This is a genomic window from Bacillus sp. FSL E2-8868 (assembly GCF_038005505.1).
Taxonomy (GTDB): Bacteria; Bacillota; Bacilli; order Bacillales; family Bacillaceae_G; genus Bacillus_A; species Bacillus_A mycoides.
Map to the genome: position 1 here is coordinate 731,259 of NZ_JBBOTI010000002.1, position 16,137 is coordinate 747,395.

The following is a 16,137-nucleotide window of genomic DNA, read 5'->3' on the forward strand; positions in this document are numbered from 1 at the left end:
ATGTACGAACCACCTCTCTCAAACTTTATTTCTACAGTACTTACTTATTGTTATAAAACAATTCATAACTTTTCAAATGTGCTTAGTATGAATAAAACTGTATAAATTTTCTATTTTATTGCGATTTCCACATTCACACAGTGAATATATTACATGAAAATATTATTCATTTTAAACTAATTAACGTGTGAAAGTATGAAATTTCGTTTTGTTTTCATGTAAGTTTTGTACTGTAAGGTCATTTAAACACAGCTATTTATATAACGTAAAGAAGTATTTTAATTCCCTTTATTTTCAAGCTCTCATGTCCTTATCCCAAAATAAAATTCAATTCACTTTCTCGATTAAACTATCTATATACCACAACAGGAAACACTACATATTCATAACCATTAAAATTATACTAATATATTTTTTAAATCCATATGCAATTATGCATAGCATATACACAAAAAGGATAACTTCACTTTCGTGAAGTTATCCTTTAAAAATTCCCTTACTTTTTCAAATGATACGGTACTGTCGTAATAACAACATTTCTTTTATAGAGTAAATACGCACGAATGAGTAAACTAGACTGATTATGAAGAATGTTATGCCAACCTTTTTTCGGAATAAACTGTGGTATAACGACCGTAACTCGGTAATTTGATTCACTCGCTTTATATTGCACTGTGTCAATAAATTTTGTAAGCGGCTGAATAATGCTTCTATAATGAGAATGTAATGTAACAAGCCTTACTTCAGGTTGCCACTTCTCCCATTTCTCTTCAAATTTCTTTTCCTCTTCTCTGTCAAAAGCAACATATACAGCGATAACTTGATCTGCAGAAAGAGCCTTAGCATAGTTCAGTGAATTTTCTACTACATGAGTCATACCTGCTACAGGAACGACAATTACATTCCCTTCAATCGGAACAAGTGGTTCACAAGTTTTTAAACTTAATTGATCGCCCACTGCATCATAATGCTTCTTAATTCGATGGAACAAGAAGATAATGAAAGGTAAGAAAATAAGGATTGACCAAACTTGTGCGAACTTAGTTAAAAAGAACATGCTCATAACGATAAAACTAATGACTGCACCAATTAAATTAACCGTTAATCTTAAAGCCCATCCTTCAGGCTTTTCACGAAGCCATTTTAGTACCATTCCAGTTTGAGAAAGTGTAAACGGAATAAATACCCCTACTGCATATAGCGGAATCAAGTGTTCTGTTTTCCCCTGAAAAGCTACAATTAAAATAATCGAAGAAATCCCAAGTATAATAATACCGTTTGAATAACCTAGGCGGTCTCCTCTAATCGTAAACATTCTCGGTATGAACTTATCTTTTGCAAGATTAACCGCTAATAGTGGAAATGCAGAATAACCTGTGTTAGCCGCAAGAATTAATATTAAAGCTGTTGTACCTTGTATGAAATAGTACATGAAATTACGTCCAAAAGTTTGTTCAGCAATTTGTGAAACGACTGTTACTTCCTTACTTGGATTAATTCCGTAATAATAAGCTAAAAAGACAATTCCAGAAAATAAAACTGCAAGTAATGCACCCATTGCAAGCAATGTTTTCGCTGCATTGTTAGGTGCAGGATCTTTAAAGTTTGGAATTGCGTTAGATATCGCCTCAACACCCGTTAAAGCAGAGCTTCCTGAAGCAAATGCTCGTAACAGTAAGAACAAACTAATTCCTGCAACTGGCGTTCCAATTGGCGAATGCAAAGCCTGCGAAACGTGTCCCGTTAAAATATTGTATATCCCTACACCAATTAATATAAATAGTGCTAAAACGAATAAATAAACAGGATATGCTAAAACGGAAGCTGATTCCGTTACGCCTCTTAAATTTAAGATGGTAATCAATATGACAAATATAATCGCAATGATTACATTATGTGCATGTAAGCTAGGAAAAGCAGATGTGAGCGCATCTGTACCCGCAGATACACTTACTGCAACCGTTAAAATGTAATCAACTAATAAAGATCCTCCTGCTATTAAGCCTGGATTCATCCCTAAATTCTCTTTTGATACAACATATGCTCCGCCGCCATGAGGGTAAGCAAAAATAATTTGTCGATAAGATAAAATAAGAGCTGTCAATAATACTAATACCCCAATTGCAATCGGAATGGAATACCAATAAGCTACCGCTCCAAGGCCTGCTAGTGCAATTAATATTTGCTCTGGTCCGTATGCGACCGATGACAATGCGTCAGAAGATAAAATGGCTAGCGCCTTTGTTTTATTAAGTTTTTGCTCTCCTAACTCAGTTGATTTTAACGGCCTTCCAATTAAAAACCTTTTGATAGATGAAACCAACGCTGTCCACTCTCCAATAATTTTGCACGAATTTTTCTGCTAATTACAGCGGATAAACTATTTCTTCAGAAAACAAAAAATGTCTACAAGCCATAACGAAATAGACTTGTAGACATTATTTTTTTTGTCGCACAAGCTCCACCTTCCTTCTCAATATAACGCTTACGAGGTTAGCTGTCGGATTCGGGCCTATGAGTAGCCCTACCTTTTTCAAGGATTCACCCCATTGGATTATGTACTAATCCATAAGAACGGGTCCCCCGCACCATGCGGCTTCAGCGATTTAGAAAATTGAAACTGTGGATTATAATACTCCTTTATTTTCAAAAAGTAAACAAAAATTTTAAAAAAGAAAAAAATTAAAACGATTGCGCATAATCCACCGAAAAATATACATAATGAATACTAAAAATCCACAAAGGAGACCCGTATGTCTAAAGAAAAGAAGCCTATTTTTTCCGATTCCTATTTAGATGCATTAGCAAATGAAATTAATCAGTTGTATGGGAAACGCGAACAAGAAATAAACTTGACAGAAAGAGTTAAAAGAAATAAATAATTTGTCATAAAAAATAAAAAAGAAAGCAATACATTTATATATTGCTTTCTTTTTTATTTTTTCATACATCCAATTCTATTGCCGATTTGTTAAAGACCATTTCTTCATACACTTTTAAATTTTGATATACTGCTCCTAATAATGGTGCTTCTTTAGAAAATTGCTCTGCTAAATCCAGTAAATATCCTTGTAAGTACTTCGCTTCAATGGACGAACCTTTTTCCATATCACGCTGCATCGATGACTTCATATCATACGAAATTTTATCAATTGTTTTCATATGTTCCTCAACAATGTTCTCCTTTACCGGAGCTCCTAATGCCCTCATGATTTGCACAGATTCTTCAAATAAGTTTTGGATAAAATCGCGTCCACCTTCGCTTTCGCGAATCGGTCCTATTGGTGCACGCATTAATGTTGTCACACCTGACATTACAGTAATAAATAAATATTTATGCCACATATCTTGCGTAATATTTTCACTTAAAACAAAACTAGATTTCGTACCTGCAAATGCTTTGGAAATATGATTGATTCTCTCAGAATCTTGAGACTTAATTTCTCCAAATACAAGTCTGTTGGCAGCACTCGTTTGTACAATTTCTCCCTGATTGTTTAATGTCGTCTCGATAAAGCATAGACCGCCAATTACTTTCTCTTCACCGAATTCCTTTTGTAATAGTGATAAATGAGCGATACCATTTAACAATGGGATTATTACAGTATTTTTACCTACAAACGGCTTTAAATCTATGGTCGCCTCGTGTAAATGATACGCTTTTGTTGAAAATAAAATCACATCAAATGGAGTCGTTCTATCTTCTTTCGTTACCAATTTCGGTTGAAATGAAAAATCTCCATTAACACTACGAATAACAAGGCCTTTTTCTTCTAATTGCTGTTTTCTTTTGCTGCGAACGAGAAATGTAACATCTTCTCCCTTTTCTACTAATCGGCCACCGAAAAATCCGCCAACGCCCCCAGCTCCTAATACTAAAATACGCATACAACATCCCCCTTTTTCTAACACAATTATACTAATTTTAGTATACATAACATTATACATGTCCTTTGTTAAATAAGCTGAATTTTCATTCTTAATCTAATGAACAAGAGAGGTTATTTTCAAGAAAAATTGGGCATGTTGTTTCTATAGCTTATACGGAAAGGAAACAATGTAAATGGAGGCAATACAAACAATCGAGGAAAAAGATGTAACAACAGCTATATTTCAATTTATATTCCCGTTTTCGTTTAAAACTGGATATGAACAAAATATGTTCCCTTTCTTACAAAAAAATGATTTTCGACCTTTTCGACTCGATCATCTTGAAGATGAAAATACATATTACGGGAAATTTCAAGTTTCACATCAAAATATGGAAGCATACTATCTTTCCTTTACAAATAAAATTCTCTTTCCTCATTCAGAACATCAAAAAGGATTACAGCGCTATTCTAAAGACCTTAATTTAAATGGACATTTAACAACTAACCTTATTTCCGTTCCATTCAAGATACATTCTATTGATGTAACACTTTGTCCTTATGAGCTTGGGTTCTTAACAATTCGGACAGAAATAAAAACCGCTCCTAACATGACATTATCAGAAGCGATTGAATTCGCGGCTCGCTTCCGTGTACTTGAAACTAAAAGTGATACGACTGAGACTATTTGTATTGAATGTGATGGAAAAAAATATTCACAAGTAGAAAAACTTATATTCGGTGATTTATTTCATGGTTTAACAGACTTCTTTGAGAACAAGAGATTGCGGAGTTCTTACTTTCAAACATTCCCTTTCTTTGAAGACCAGCGAATGTATGTACAAACTCTATTATCCATAAACAAAGAGTCAGACCTTCATATAATCGATGTATATCGAGCTTCCAGTCTTTCCGGATTATCAGATGATGGTAAGCCATATATTAGTGCAAATAATGTTCCTTATATTCACGATTATTTAACAAAACATTCTTATCAAAGATGGGCTCCTAACCGTTACTTTATTATGGAAGAACATATTTTCACATGTATTACAAATGAAGGTGAACAAGCAGTCACTAAACTTGCTAGCCAAATGTACGGGGAGTTTTATTACGCTTTATTATTAAATTTATTTCATAAAGTTGTTTTATTAAAGATGGCAAACGCCTATGCTGAATTAAATATTGAGCAAGATACAAATGAGATTGAGAAATTAATTTATTCAATAAATTCGTTTACAGCTAATTATTTTTCTTTAGAATTAGTATCCCAATCACAAAGTGAAGATATTTTCTTTCGTCTAAGAAAACTTTTTAACATTGAAGTACTGTACACGAACGCGAAACAAAATCTCGATAGTTTATTTAAATATCAAGAAAATGTTGCTTCAAAAAAAGATAGCCTCTTATTATTAATTTTAACGCTCTATTCTGTTGTAGGCCAAATGTTAGGGTTTACTATGATTGATCTTTTAAGAAACACCGATTCAAACAAAATATCATCGCCTTTTGAATTTTTTGCTCTATTAATAGCGATTAGTGGCATAGTCATTTCACTTATTTTAGGTATACAAAGTTTATACCAATGGAGTGTACAACATAAACGAAGAAAAGCATGGGTAAAACAAACTGTACTTTCTGCTGTGAAAGAGAAGGATAGTACAAAGTAACTAAAAAACAGATGGCAGCACGATGCTACCATCTGTTTTCTATTATGCTTACTTACCTGCTTCGATTTTTTCTAATGTAGCAGCTACTTGCTCTTCTGTTAATTCGTGTTGCACGATATAACGATTACGTGGGTGTACACGACATTCATGAGAACATGCACGTAAATGTTTTGCTTCACTTTCTTCAGAACATAAAATTTTCTTGTTACATTCAGGGTTTGCACAGTTTACATAGCGCTCACAAGGTTCACCTGTAAAGTGATCTTTACCAACGATAACATGTTCTTTTTGGTTTACTGGTACAGCGATACGCTCATCAAATACGTAACATTGACCATCCCAAAGTTCACCTTGTACTTCTGGATCTTTTCCGTACGTTACAATTCCGCCATGAAGCTGGCTTACATCTTCATAACCTTCACGAACTAACCAACCTGAGAATTTCTCACAACGAATTCCACCTGTACAGTACGTTAAAATCTTTTTACCCTCAAGTGTTTCTTTATTTTCTCTAATCCAATCTGGTAATTCACGGAATGATTCAATATCTGGTTTAATCGCACCTTTGAAGTGTCCTAAATCAAATTCATAATCATTTCGTGCATCAATGATAACTGTATCTTCTTGTTTCATTGCCTCATAAAAATCTTTTGGTTCTAAATACTTCCCAGTAATTTCTTTCGGGTTAATGTCGTCTTCTAGACGAAGTGTAACTAACTCTGAACGAGGACGTACGTGCATTTTCTTGAATGCATGTTCATCTGCCTCATCAATTTTAAATACGATTCCAGCAAAACGTGGATCATTATTCATCGCTTCCACGTATTTTTCTGTTTGCTCAACAGTTCCAGAACAAGTTCCGTTAATTCCTTCTGTCGCTACAAGAATTCTTCCTTTTAACTCAAGTGATTTACAAAATTCTAAATGCTGTTCAGCAAATTCTTCTGGATTTTCAATTGTTGTGTACATGTAATACAGTAATACTCTATATGGTTTTGTAGTTGCCAATGTATTTCTACCACCTATCTAAATTTTAAAATCATGTATAAGTTAACGTTCATATCAAAACATATATAATAAGAAAATACATACTAAATTGTACTTAGCCTATTTTCTTCTATTTACAATTTTTTCTATAAGTTAACAAAAATAAAAACAAGATTACAGAACAAAACACTACGGTTAGGTTGTAATCCCAATATATTATATATCATACAATTTCATTTCCATCAATTAATATGCTGTAATATAGGCTGTATGTTCACATAAATTTCAAAAACAACCCTATAATTTATTATCTTCTCCCTTATTCAACAACCATAAACTCCCAAAATATTTTTGCATCGTCACACCATTCATTGCACACAGTCATATAATTTGCATTAAGGAAACTTTTATGTTCAAATGAAATTGCCACATCATATATCTAAATGTATTGAAATAATGAGTAAAAATAAAGTGAAACTTTAATCAAGTTAAGATTTCAAAGGGGAATACTACTATGAATAAAGATATAACAAAAGATGAACAAGTCCCTTCTCAAAGTACAACAGTTCAATCAGCCCATTTAGCGTTAAGTGGACAAACAAAAGGCTTTAAAAGACTGTTACCATTCTTAGGACCTGCTTTTATCGCATCAGTTGCTTATATTGATCCTGGGAACTTCGCTACAAATATCGCAGCTGGATCACAATATGGGTATTTATTGCTTTGGGTAATACTCGCTTCTAATTTAATGGCTGTATTAATTCAAACTTTATCAGCTAAATTAGGAATCGCTACTGGGAGAAATCTTCCTGAAGTAGCTCGCGAAAACTTCCCCAAACCAGTTTCCATCGGTTTATGGATACAAGGGGAACTCGTTATTATGGCTACAGATTTAGCTGAATTTATTGGGGCAGCACTTGGCTTATACTTACTATTTGGAATTCCGATGTTACCAGCTGCTTTAATTACAGCAGTTGGATCATTTATTATTCTTGAATTTCAACGCAGAGGCTTTCGTCCATTAGAAGCTATTATAACAGGTATGATTTTTATCGTTGTTATCGCTTTTGGTATCCAAGTCTTTTACGCAAAACCGGAATTAAGCCCTCTACTCTCAGGACTTTTCACTCCAAAATTCCAAGGTGTAGATAGCATCCTTTTAGCAGCTGGAATTTTAGGTGCGACAGTAATGCCGCACGCGATATATTTACATTCGGCCTTAACGCAGCGCCGTGTAGTCGGAACAAATGATGAACAAAAGAAAAAGATTTTCCGCTTCGAATTCATCGATATTATTATTGCAATGGTTATCGCTGGAGCAATTAATGCAAGTATGTTAATTGTAGCAGCTGCACTATTCTTTAAAAACGGCTTGCACGTTGAAGACCTTGATGTTGCTTTTAACCAGTTCAGTAATTTAGTCGGTCCTGTATCGGCTGCATTATTTGGGATTGGACTTTTATCAGCAGGTTTATCTAGTTCTTCTGTTGGTACGATGTCTGGTGATATTATTATGCAAGGATTCATTCGAATGCATATTCCGTTATACTTACGCCGATTTATAACAATGATTCCGCCTCTCGTTATTATCGCTTTAGGTGTAAATCCAACTTACGCTCTCGTTATGAGTCAAGTTGTCTTATCTTTCGGTATTGCCTTTGCATTAGTACCACTTATTATGTTTACAAGTAATAAGAAGATTATGGGTGCACTCGTCAACCATCGCATTACAACATTTATCGCGTGGTTAATCGCTGCACTTATTATCGTTTTAAATATTTTCTTACTGTATCAAACATTTGTAGGTTAATAAAAAAGGGTATTCCAAATTTGATTTGGAATACCCTTTTTGTATGAAATGATTTCCTTCTACTTACCACTTATGTATGTCCCTCTTTCCGGCATTATCGCACCTTTTTCAGTTCGAAAATAAAGTGGTAAGCCTTCCGTGAAAAACATACTCACCTTGGATGGATCCTGCCTTTGATGATGGATATGTAAATGTGGTTCACTTGAACTTCCTGAGTTACCGACTTGGGCAAGAACCTCCCCTTCATTTACACGTTCGCCTTCCCTCACTTTAATTGATCCTTTCTTTAAATGGGCAAGAAACAAAAATGTACCTGTTTCATCCAGTCGTAAATAAATATGATTTCCCGCCATCGATTGAAAATCATCCGATCCCGGAACTAAATCTATTTCATCATTTTTAATTGATACAACTGTCCCAGAAGCTGGTGCCATTACTTTCGCTCCATATATTCCATAATCCTCTAACTTACTACTTTTCACTTCAGCTGGTGGAATGAGAATATCGTATGCCCATCGTTCATTTGGTTTTATAACGTGATAGTTCGTTTCTAATTTATCGCCGCCCCAACCTATCAATGCTCGTTCATTCAAAGGAAAACGAACGACTACTTTAGGACTCATAGACTGTACATCTACTGGGTATGCAATTCTCCCAATGTTAGCGAACCATCCCACGGGCCAAGCTCCAATGGTAGAAAACAGAACTATTAATAGTAGCATTCCATCTATCCGCTTTCTAAAAATGCCTTTCCAAACAAACATTACTGCTGAGCCTATTAAGAGAAAAACTGAAATTACACTAAAGGCCTGTATAATCCACCAAACAAAGACTGATGTAACGCCATTACCTAAATAAACTAAACTCCAACTTATAATTAAAAAAGCAACTATAATCGCTAATAAAAATCTCTTCCACATGCTGTATCCCTACTCTCCTATCTTTGTTCCCCATGATACGAAGTAAAAATTACGACATATGAAAGAAATACTTACGACTTTCTTACATTTCTTTATACTGCGGTAAAACGATAGTGAAAACCGTTTCTTTATCGTTACTACGTACAGTGATATCTCCTTTATGAAGTTCCGCTATACTTCTCGCAATTGCAAGCCCCATTCCTTTTCCACCCGTATGAGAGCTACGTGATTTTTCACCACGATAAAACTTTTCAAAAACGTAAGGAAGGTTCTCATTCGGAATGCATTGTCCAAAATTTTTAATTTCTATTTCAACATTCATATCTCTTTTAGAAACTTGAATTAAAAGCTCCTTTCCGTCTTGCCCGTACATAATACTATTACTAATTACATTTTCGAATAGCCTCACCATAACCGCTACATCCATTTCCACATGTAACACCTTATCACCTTTAATACAAAAGCTCATATCAGCATCATCTAGTTGTGGTAAAAAATCAATCATGATTTGTTCAATGAACGCTTTCATATTTATTACACTTTTATGTAATTCGATCTCTCTATAATTTATTTGACAATATTCTAATAAACCATCTACTTGATTTTTTAATTCATAACTTTTTCGCTTTAATATACTTACATACTGTTCACATTCTTCTCTATTTGAATGAAGCTGATTTCCTAACAGGTCCGCGTAACCTATTAGGGATGTTACAGGTGTTCGTAAGTCATGAGAAATATTACTAATCATTTCATTTTTCATTTCTTGCGATTTTTTTTCATTCTCGATAGACTCTTTTAAACTTTTGGCCATTCTATTAACATTCGCTGCTAATTCACCAATCTCGTCATTTTTTGAAATAAGTATATGTATTTCAAAATTACCATTACTTATTTCCTTCAGACTCTTGTTAATTTCAGATAATCTTTTCATCATTGTTTTTGTCATGAATGCAAAGTATATTGTAGTAAAAATTAAAAAAACTATTAAATATAAAAATGAATATTTTTCCTCTAACGCAGTAACATGACTATATATATTTCCAATTACAATTTGAAACGCTATTATACTTACAGTTGCTAACAAAATGCTACATATGAATGCGATAAAAAACTTAGCTCTCATGCCTTGTAATGATTTAATCTTCAATTTTATATCCGACTCCCCAAACATTTTGAATAAACTTCGGCTCTTTTGGATTCTCTTCAATTTTATTTCTTAATCTTGCAATATGAACCATTACTGTATTATTACTTTCATAGGCCCTTTCTTTCCAAACGCTTTCATATATTTCTTCAATAGTAAACACACGATTCATTGCAGCGGCCATTAAGTACAAAATATCATATTCAGTTTTCGTAAGATTGATTGTTTCTCCATATAACATCACTGTTCTCGACACTTCATCTATTTCTAAACCTCTAATGTTTATTTTCTTTTCTATTACTTGAACAGCATTTTGATTGAAGTATGTATACCTTCTTAATTGAGCTTTCACTCTTGCTATAAATTCAATTGTACTGAACGGTTTCACAATATAATCATCTGCCCCAGTACTAAATCCAACGACTTTATCTACGTCCGCTGATTTCGCGCTTAAAAACATAATTGGTAAACTATATTTCTCTCTTATCCTTCTACACAATTCAATCCCATCCATTTGAGGCATCATAACATCAAGGATAGCAAGTTGAACATCATTATTATTCAATACCTCTAACGCCTCTTCTCCGTTGTCAGCACTAAAAACACTAAAACCTTCTTGTTTTAAATTTTCATTAACGAATCGAATAATATCTCGATCATCATCTACAATTAAAATTGAGTTTTTCTCCATATACAAACCTCTTTTTGAAATATATTCCACAATCAATTTTATCACAAATCAAAACCATACTTTCCTCTTGAATAATCTTTATTTTCAGATTAAATTATATAATAACAAATACATTCTAGTTTCATAAGAAATGGAGTGAAAATATGTTTCCTATATTAAAAACCAACCGACTCATTTTACGAGAACTTACCGACGAAGATGCACCGAGTATATTACAGTGCTTTTCTAATACCGATGTCCTGCGCCATTATGGTCAAAAACCATTGAAAAATTTGGATCAAGTAAAACAAATCCTTACTAATTTTAAGTTGGGGTACAACGCAAGAAGCGGCATTAAATGGGGAATCGAATTAAAAGACAAGAAAGGGCTCATTGGAACAATTGGTTTTCATGATTGGTCTTCTGAACATAAACGAGCAAATATAAGTTATGCCTTTTTGCCTGAACACTGGGGAAATGGATATGCTACTGAGGCAGTTTCTGAAATTATATCTTATGGCTTCCATACGCTCCATTTAAAACGTATCGGGGCAATTGTATTTCTTGAAAACGAAGCTTCAAATAAAGTGCTATTAAAATTAGGATTTGAAAAAGAAGGGATTCTAAAAAACTATATGTATCAAGATGATATCCCATATGATACGAATTTTTATTCTTTATTAAAATCCGTTTAATAGATATAATTCCAAAAAAAGAAACCTCACTTTTAAAAGTAAGGTTTCTTTTTTGATTAATAGTTTTACTTATTATCGATATAAGCATTCTTATAAGTATAAACGCCACCAAATTGATGCTTTTCAATTCCTTTTACATAATCCTTTTGTACATAAGCGGAACCAATATGATAAAGCGGTGCTACCGCAGCGTCCTCTAATATGACCTGCTCAGCTTCTCGCAACGCTTCCCATCTTTTCTTTTGATCTAGTATAAGATCATTTTTAGCTTTTTTTATTAGCTCATCGTAATGAGGATTAGAATAATTCATTTTATTATTTGGATTACTTGTCGTAAATAGCTCTAAATAACTAATTGGATCTTTATAATCTGGTCCCCAATTTACCATAGATATATCGTAATCACCTGTTTGTTCTAATTGTAATTTTTGCTTAAATGGCTGTTGTTTAATTTGTATCGTTAATCCATGCAAATTCTTCTCTAAGTCACCTTTTATATATTCCGCCATACGTTTTGCGTTATCTTGTTCAAACGTTAAAAACTCGAGTTTTATTTGTTCTACTCCAACTTCTTTTTTCGCTTCTTCCCAAATCTTTTTCGCATTTTGCAAATCATATGGAGAAAGATCTCCGTTTTCTTTTCTAAAATCTTTACCAGTCTCTTCATTTACATGACCAACTGGTACAAGTCCACTTGCAGGTTTTGCCCCGTTATTAATAAAGTGAGCAACAAAATCCTTCTTATTTAACGCTAATGAAATAGATTGACGTACTTTCTTATTTGCTAACGCATTATTTTTTTCATTAAAACGTAGCATAGCAATTCCAGGATCGCTCGACATATGCAATTGCTTATTCCCTTTATACTTGTCTACAAATTGAGAATTAATTGGTACTCGATCCAAATCGCCAGCTTCATATAAATTTACTGCTGTCACTGTATCCTTCACAATTTGAAAGTTTATTTCTTCTAATTTCACTTTCTTTTTATCCCAATATATATCATTTTTCTTTAATTGAAATTCTTGTTCATGCTTCCACTTCTCTAATACAAATGGACCGTTATATATGAGATTACTAGGTTCCAATGCATAATTCTCTCCTTGTTCTTTTAAAAATGATTCGTGCTGTGGTAAGTATATAGGTAACGCTAACAACTGTAAAAAATACGGAATTGGCTGTTCTAGTTCCACTTCTAACTTATAATCATTTATAACTTTAACCCCAAGTTCATCAAGAGGCATTGTTCCCTTATTTATCTCTTTCGCATTTTTCACGTAAAAGAGCATATACGCATATTGAGACGCTGTTTCATGACTTACCGCCCGTCTCCACGCAAACATAAAATCATTGGCTGTTACACTGTCTCCATTTGACCATTTTGCATCTTTACGCAAATCAAATGTATATTTTTTACCATCTTCACTTCTTTCAAACGATTTTGCTACTGCTGGAATAGGCTGATCTTGATCATCTAATACATATAACCCTTCAAATATGTTTTGCATAACGTGCGCTGATGTACCATCCATCGTTTTTGTAGTATCAAGAGAAGGAATTTCTTCTGATACCGTTACATTTAATACTTGTTTTTTTGCCTCTGTGTCACTTTTATTCGCTTTATTATTACAAGCTGCTAATAATAAAGTTGTAACAAGTGCCATTACTATTAAATGGCTCTTTTTTCGCTTCATGAGTTGTTCTCCTTAAGTATAAAATATTATAAAGCGTTATATATTATAGCAGAAATACTAACAGAAAGATGCGACATTCTTTTGAATATTTATTCGTTCAAGAAAAAAGCTATCCTTTTAAAAAAGGATAGCTTTCTCAACTGATATATAATTACCTATCTTTGTAAACCTCGTTTATAACGACTTGCTTCAAATATAATACGCTCTTCATCTAATGTTTTACATTCACCATTCCAAACGACACGTTTACCATTAATAATTACATCGCTTATATCTTTTCCACTAGCTGCATACACAAGATGTGATAACACTTCATCTGCCGGTTGTAAATGCGGCTTATTAGATGGGTCAATCGTAATAAAATCAGCACACTTTCCAACCTCAAGTGAGCCCGTTTGTTTCATCCCGATTACTTCAGCAGCTCCTTTAGTCGCAAGTGTAAGAGCTGTTTCAACTGGTAACGCTGTTGCATCTTGATGAATACCTTTTTGTAATAATGTTGCAATGCGCATTTCTTCAAACATATCTAAATTGTTGTTAGACGCCACACTATCTGTTGCAATTCCTACTTTTATTCCTGCTTCTAGCATCGCTTTTACATTCGCTATACCAGAACCTAGTTTTAAATTACTATTTGGGTTATGAGCTACTCGAACATCATGTTCTGCTAAAAATGCACGCTCATTTTCATTTAATACTACACCGTGCGCAATAACTGTTGGGCGTTTAAACAATCCGCAACTTGCTGCATATTCTACTGGACGCTTCCCATACTGTGCTTCAATATCACGTACTTCACGCTCTGTTTCAGAAAGATGAATATGAACCATCGTTTGATTTTCTACTGCAATACGAGCACACTCTTCTAACAGTTCTGTGGAACATGTATATGGACTATGCGGTGCAACCATCGTAGTTAACATACCACTTTCGTTATAGTAACGCTTCACATATTTCTCAGCTTCTTCAATTGCTTTCTTTTCATCGTCTTTCGTTCCGAAGCTAAATAAAGTTCTTGAAACAGCAGCACGCATTCCACTCCTTGATACCGTTTCCATAATTGCATCTTGGTCTACTCCAATAGGATTAAACATATCAGAGAATGATGTTGTACCACTTTTCACCATTTCAAGTAATCCTAATTCCGTGCTAGCGACCGCAAGCTCTGGCGTAAACTGACTTTCAAGTGGCCAAATTCTCGTCTCAAGCCATGGCTGCAATAACATATCATCTCCGATACCTCTCAAAAGGCTCATAACAACATGTGTATGTGTATTGACAAGCCCTGGTAAAACCCACTTTCCTTTCATGTCAATTACTTCATCTACTTCAAAATCGTTAGCGAATTCTCCGCTATTTACATCTATAATTTGATCATTTTCTACAATGATATATCCATTTTCTATCACTTCATTTTGTTCATTCATCGTTGCAATTGTAGCGTTTACATAAGTTGTTTTCAAAAGTATTTCCCCTTTCAACTCTATGAAGTCCCCTTTAATTAGTTACCACCATTATAGTAACTTATTGAAGATTAAGAGTCAAAAGATAATTTTAATTCTTTCGTTGTCTTTTCCTTCAAAATGCTATATTGTTTTTCATTTGTATCTGCAAATGCTTCTTCACGGCTCGACTTCATGTCCATATAGTTTAATGTTTCATGAAATTGGGTCCTAGTAAAATCATACCTTTTCCCATCTACTTTATTGTAGAAATGCCATACTTCACCTATCTTCGTCTTTATTATCTCTCCCCCGCACAATTCTTGGACAATAAGGGCCGTTACACCACATTGTCCCTTTGCTGGGCTTTCGCTCGTCCACTTAGAACTCGTTTCTATTGACCAAGATTTTCTTAATGCTTCATATAGTTGTTTAATCTTTATGCTATCCATATTCAGCATCTCCTGACATTAGCAATTTCACACATCATATTATAAAAGCGGTAAAAGGCAATTTTTAAAAATCATTACTATTTGTAACACCGTTCAATATATTGAACGGTGTTACAAATGATTTAATTCACCTTTGCTCCATAACATCTCGCAACTGCAACCGCCTGCGCTATATCTAATTTCACGTTTTTTAAATCAAAAGCTTTAAAATCAAATCTATCAACTACAGCTCCTCTTAAATCCGCCCCACTAAGTTTCACCTTACCTAATTGTGCGCCCGTTAAATCCGCTTCACGCAAATCTGCTTTTTCTAAATTACATTCATATAGGTCAGCTTCAATTAAACGAATACCCTTTAACATTTGTTTACTTAAGTTTGCAAACCTTAAATTCGTATATGACCAATCGCCTGATATAATTGTTATTCCGTCTAAATTCGCCTCTTCGAAATCCGAACCAGTCATTTTACATTCTTCAAACTTAGATACAAATAAATTCGCACCAAAAAACCTACAATTAGCAAACGTAGTTCCTTGATGGATAGAAGCATTAAAAAGAGTACCAGTAAAATCACATTCTATGAAATTACAATTTTTAGTAAAAACTTCTGATGCATCTATCCCTCTAAAACGGCATTTTATGAAGGTACAATTTTTCAATTCCTCTTCTTTTATCCAGACATCTTGAAAATCTATTTCTACATATTCTTTATTTACAAATTCACTCATAATCAATCCTCCAATTTTTCAAAAAACCTCACTTCAGCATGAAGTGAGGTTTC

Annotated in this window: 14 protein-coding genes and 1 riboswitch; of the genes, 4 read left to right on the plus strand and 10 right to left on the minus strand. The window is 33.8% G+C overall.

Translation table 11 applies throughout. The annotated features are described in order from the left end of the window. Positions 1-496 precede the first annotated feature (496 nt). On the minus strand, positions 497-2,323 hold the full coding sequence (locus NSS74_RS14620) for an APC family permease (protein ID WP_002141290.1): 1,827 nt from the start codon (positions 2,321-2,323) through the stop codon (positions 497-499). A gap of 144 nt (positions 2,324-2,467) precedes the next feature. Beyond that, a riboswitch (cyclic di-AMP (ydaO/yuaA leader) is annotated at positions 2,468-2,614 on the minus strand. A 139-nt stretch (positions 2,615-2,753) separates the two neighbouring features. Between NSS74_RS14620 and NSS74_RS14625 the strand changes: the two genes are divergently transcribed. After that, positions 2,754-2,882: a hypothetical protein gene (locus NSS74_RS14625; RefSeq protein WP_000031870.1), complete on the plus strand. Its 129-nt coding sequence runs from the start codon at positions 2,754-2,756 to the stop codon at positions 2,880-2,882. A 61-nt stretch (positions 2,883-2,943) separates the two neighbouring features. Here the strand turns inward: NSS74_RS14625 and panE are convergent, their stop codons facing one another. Beyond that, positions 2,944-3,888, minus strand: a complete 945-nt coding sequence (gene panE, locus NSS74_RS14630) for a 2-dehydropantoate 2-reductase (RefSeq protein ID WP_002141289.1) — start codon at positions 3,886-3,888, stop codon at positions 2,944-2,946. 175 nt (positions 3,889-4,063) lie between these two features. Here panE and NSS74_RS14635 point away from each other — a divergent pair, with 175 nt between their 5' ends. Next, entirely contained in the window at positions 4,064-5,539 is a 1,476-nt protein-coding gene (locus tag NSS74_RS14635; RefSeq protein ID WP_012260743.1) for a hypothetical protein, read from the plus strand. A 48-nt stretch (positions 5,540-5,587) separates the two neighbouring features. Here NSS74_RS14635 and trhO read toward each other — a convergent pair whose 3' ends face one another. Continuing rightward, the gene (gene trhO / locus NSS74_RS14640; RefSeq protein ID WP_002086277.1) at positions 5,588-6,547 is read right to left on the minus strand and encodes an oxygen-dependent tRNA uridine(34) hydroxylase TrhO; all 960 of its coding nucleotides are present in this window, start codon (positions 6,545-6,547) and stop codon (positions 5,588-5,590) included. 493 nt (positions 6,548-7,040) lie between these two features. Here trhO and NSS74_RS14645 point away from each other — a divergent pair, with 493 nt between their 5' ends. After that, complete coding sequence (locus NSS74_RS14645) at positions 7,041-8,336, plus strand: Nramp family divalent metal transporter (protein WP_001030684.1); 1,296 nt, start codon at positions 7,041-7,043, stop codon at positions 8,334-8,336. Between the two features lie 59 nt (positions 8,337-8,395). On the opposite strand, the gene NSS74_RS14650 is transcribed toward NSS74_RS14645, so the two are convergent. The 3 genes from NSS74_RS14650 to NSS74_RS14660 form a co-directional block, all read right to left on the minus strand. After that, positions 8,396-9,256, minus strand: a complete 861-nt coding sequence (locus tag NSS74_RS14650) for a M23 family metallopeptidase (protein WP_002141286.1) — start codon at positions 9,254-9,256, stop codon at positions 8,396-8,398. A gap of 82 nt (positions 9,257-9,338) precedes the next feature. Beyond that, positions 9,339-10,406, minus strand: a complete 1,068-nt coding sequence (locus NSS74_RS14655; protein WP_002141285.1) for a sensor histidine kinase — start codon at positions 10,404-10,406, stop codon at positions 9,339-9,341. Further along, a complete protein-coding gene (locus tag NSS74_RS14660) occupies positions 10,396-11,094 on the minus strand; it encodes a response regulator transcription factor (RefSeq protein ID WP_340813854.1) in 699 nt (232 codons plus the stop codon). The genes NSS74_RS14655 and NSS74_RS14660 overlap by 11 nt, the downstream gene beginning before the upstream one ends. A gap of 143 nt (positions 11,095-11,237) precedes the next feature. Here NSS74_RS14660 and NSS74_RS14665 point away from each other — a divergent pair, with 143 nt between their 5' ends. Next, positions 11,238-11,768 carry a GNAT family N-acetyltransferase gene (locus tag NSS74_RS14665; protein ID WP_002141281.1) on the plus strand — a complete coding sequence of 177 codons (531 nt, stop codon included), beginning with the start codon at positions 11,238-11,240 and terminating at the stop codon, positions 11,766-11,768. A 65-nt stretch (positions 11,769-11,833) separates the two neighbouring features. On the opposite strand, the gene NSS74_RS14670 is transcribed toward NSS74_RS14665, so the two are convergent. The 4 genes from NSS74_RS14670 to NSS74_RS14685 all read right to left on the minus strand — a co-directional run bounded on the left by NSS74_RS14670 (position 11,834) and on the right by NSS74_RS14685 (position 16,084). Beyond that, positions 11,834-13,462 carry a peptide ABC transporter substrate-binding protein gene (locus tag NSS74_RS14670; RefSeq protein ID WP_002141280.1) on the minus strand — a complete coding sequence of 543 codons (1,629 nt, stop codon included), beginning with the start codon at positions 13,460-13,462 and terminating at the stop codon, positions 11,834-11,836. A 155-nt stretch (positions 13,463-13,617) separates the two neighbouring features. Next, positions 13,618-14,943 (minus strand): bifunctional S-methyl-5'-thioadenosine deaminase/S-adenosylhomocysteine deaminase, encoded by a 1,326-nt coding sequence (locus NSS74_RS14675; protein WP_002141279.1) that lies wholly within the window; start codon positions 14,941-14,943, stop codon positions 13,618-13,620. A gap of 53 nt (positions 14,944-14,996) precedes the next feature. Further along, positions 14,997-15,356 (minus strand): YunG family protein, encoded by a 360-nt coding sequence (locus NSS74_RS14680; RefSeq protein ID WP_002086281.1) that lies wholly within the window; start codon positions 15,354-15,356, stop codon positions 14,997-14,999. Positions 15,357-15,478: 122 nt separating this feature from the next. Continuing rightward, the gene (locus NSS74_RS14685) at positions 15,479-16,084 is read right to left on the minus strand and encodes a pentapeptide repeat-containing protein (protein WP_002141278.1); all 606 of its coding nucleotides are present in this window, start codon (positions 16,082-16,084) and stop codon (positions 15,479-15,481) included. Positions 16,085-16,137 lie beyond the last annotated feature (53 nt).

Bases quoted from the DNA above. Each gene is read 5' to 3' on its own strand.
- NSS74_RS14625 (WP_000031870.1), top strand. From the start codon at position 2,754: ATGTCTAAAGAAAAGAAGCCTATTTTTTCCGATTCCTATTTAGATGCA.
- panE (WP_002141289.1), bottom strand. From the start codon at position 3,888: ATGCGTATTTTAGTATTAGGAGCTGGGGGCGTTGGCGGATTTTTCGGT.
- NSS74_RS14635 (WP_012260743.1), top strand. From the start codon at position 4,064: ATGGAGGCAATACAAACAATCGAGGAAAAAGATGTAACAACAGCTATA.
- NSS74_RS14645 (WP_001030684.1), top strand. From the start codon at position 7,041: ATGAATAAAGATATAACAAAAGATGAACAAGTCCCTTCTCAAAGTACA.
- NSS74_RS14650 (WP_002141286.1), bottom strand. From the start codon at position 9,256: ATGTGGAAGAGATTTTTATTAGCGATTATAGTTGCTTTTTTAATTATA.
- NSS74_RS14660 (WP_340813854.1), bottom strand. From the start codon at position 11,094: ATGGAGAAAAACTCAATTTTAATTGTAGATGATGATCGAGATATTATT.
- NSS74_RS14665 (WP_002141281.1), top strand. From the start codon at position 11,238: ATGTTTCCTATATTAAAAACCAACCGACTCATTTTACGAGAACTTACC.
- NSS74_RS14670 (WP_002141280.1), bottom strand. From the start codon at position 13,462: ATGAAGCGAAAAAAGAGCCATTTAATAGTAATGGCACTTGTTACAACT.
- NSS74_RS14680 (WP_002086281.1), bottom strand. From the start codon at position 15,356: ATGGATAGCATAAAGATTAAACAACTATATGAAGCATTAAGAAAATCT.
- NSS74_RS14685 (WP_002141278.1), bottom strand. From the start codon at position 16,084: ATGAGTGAATTTGTAAATAAAGAATATGTAGAAATAGATTTTCAAGAT.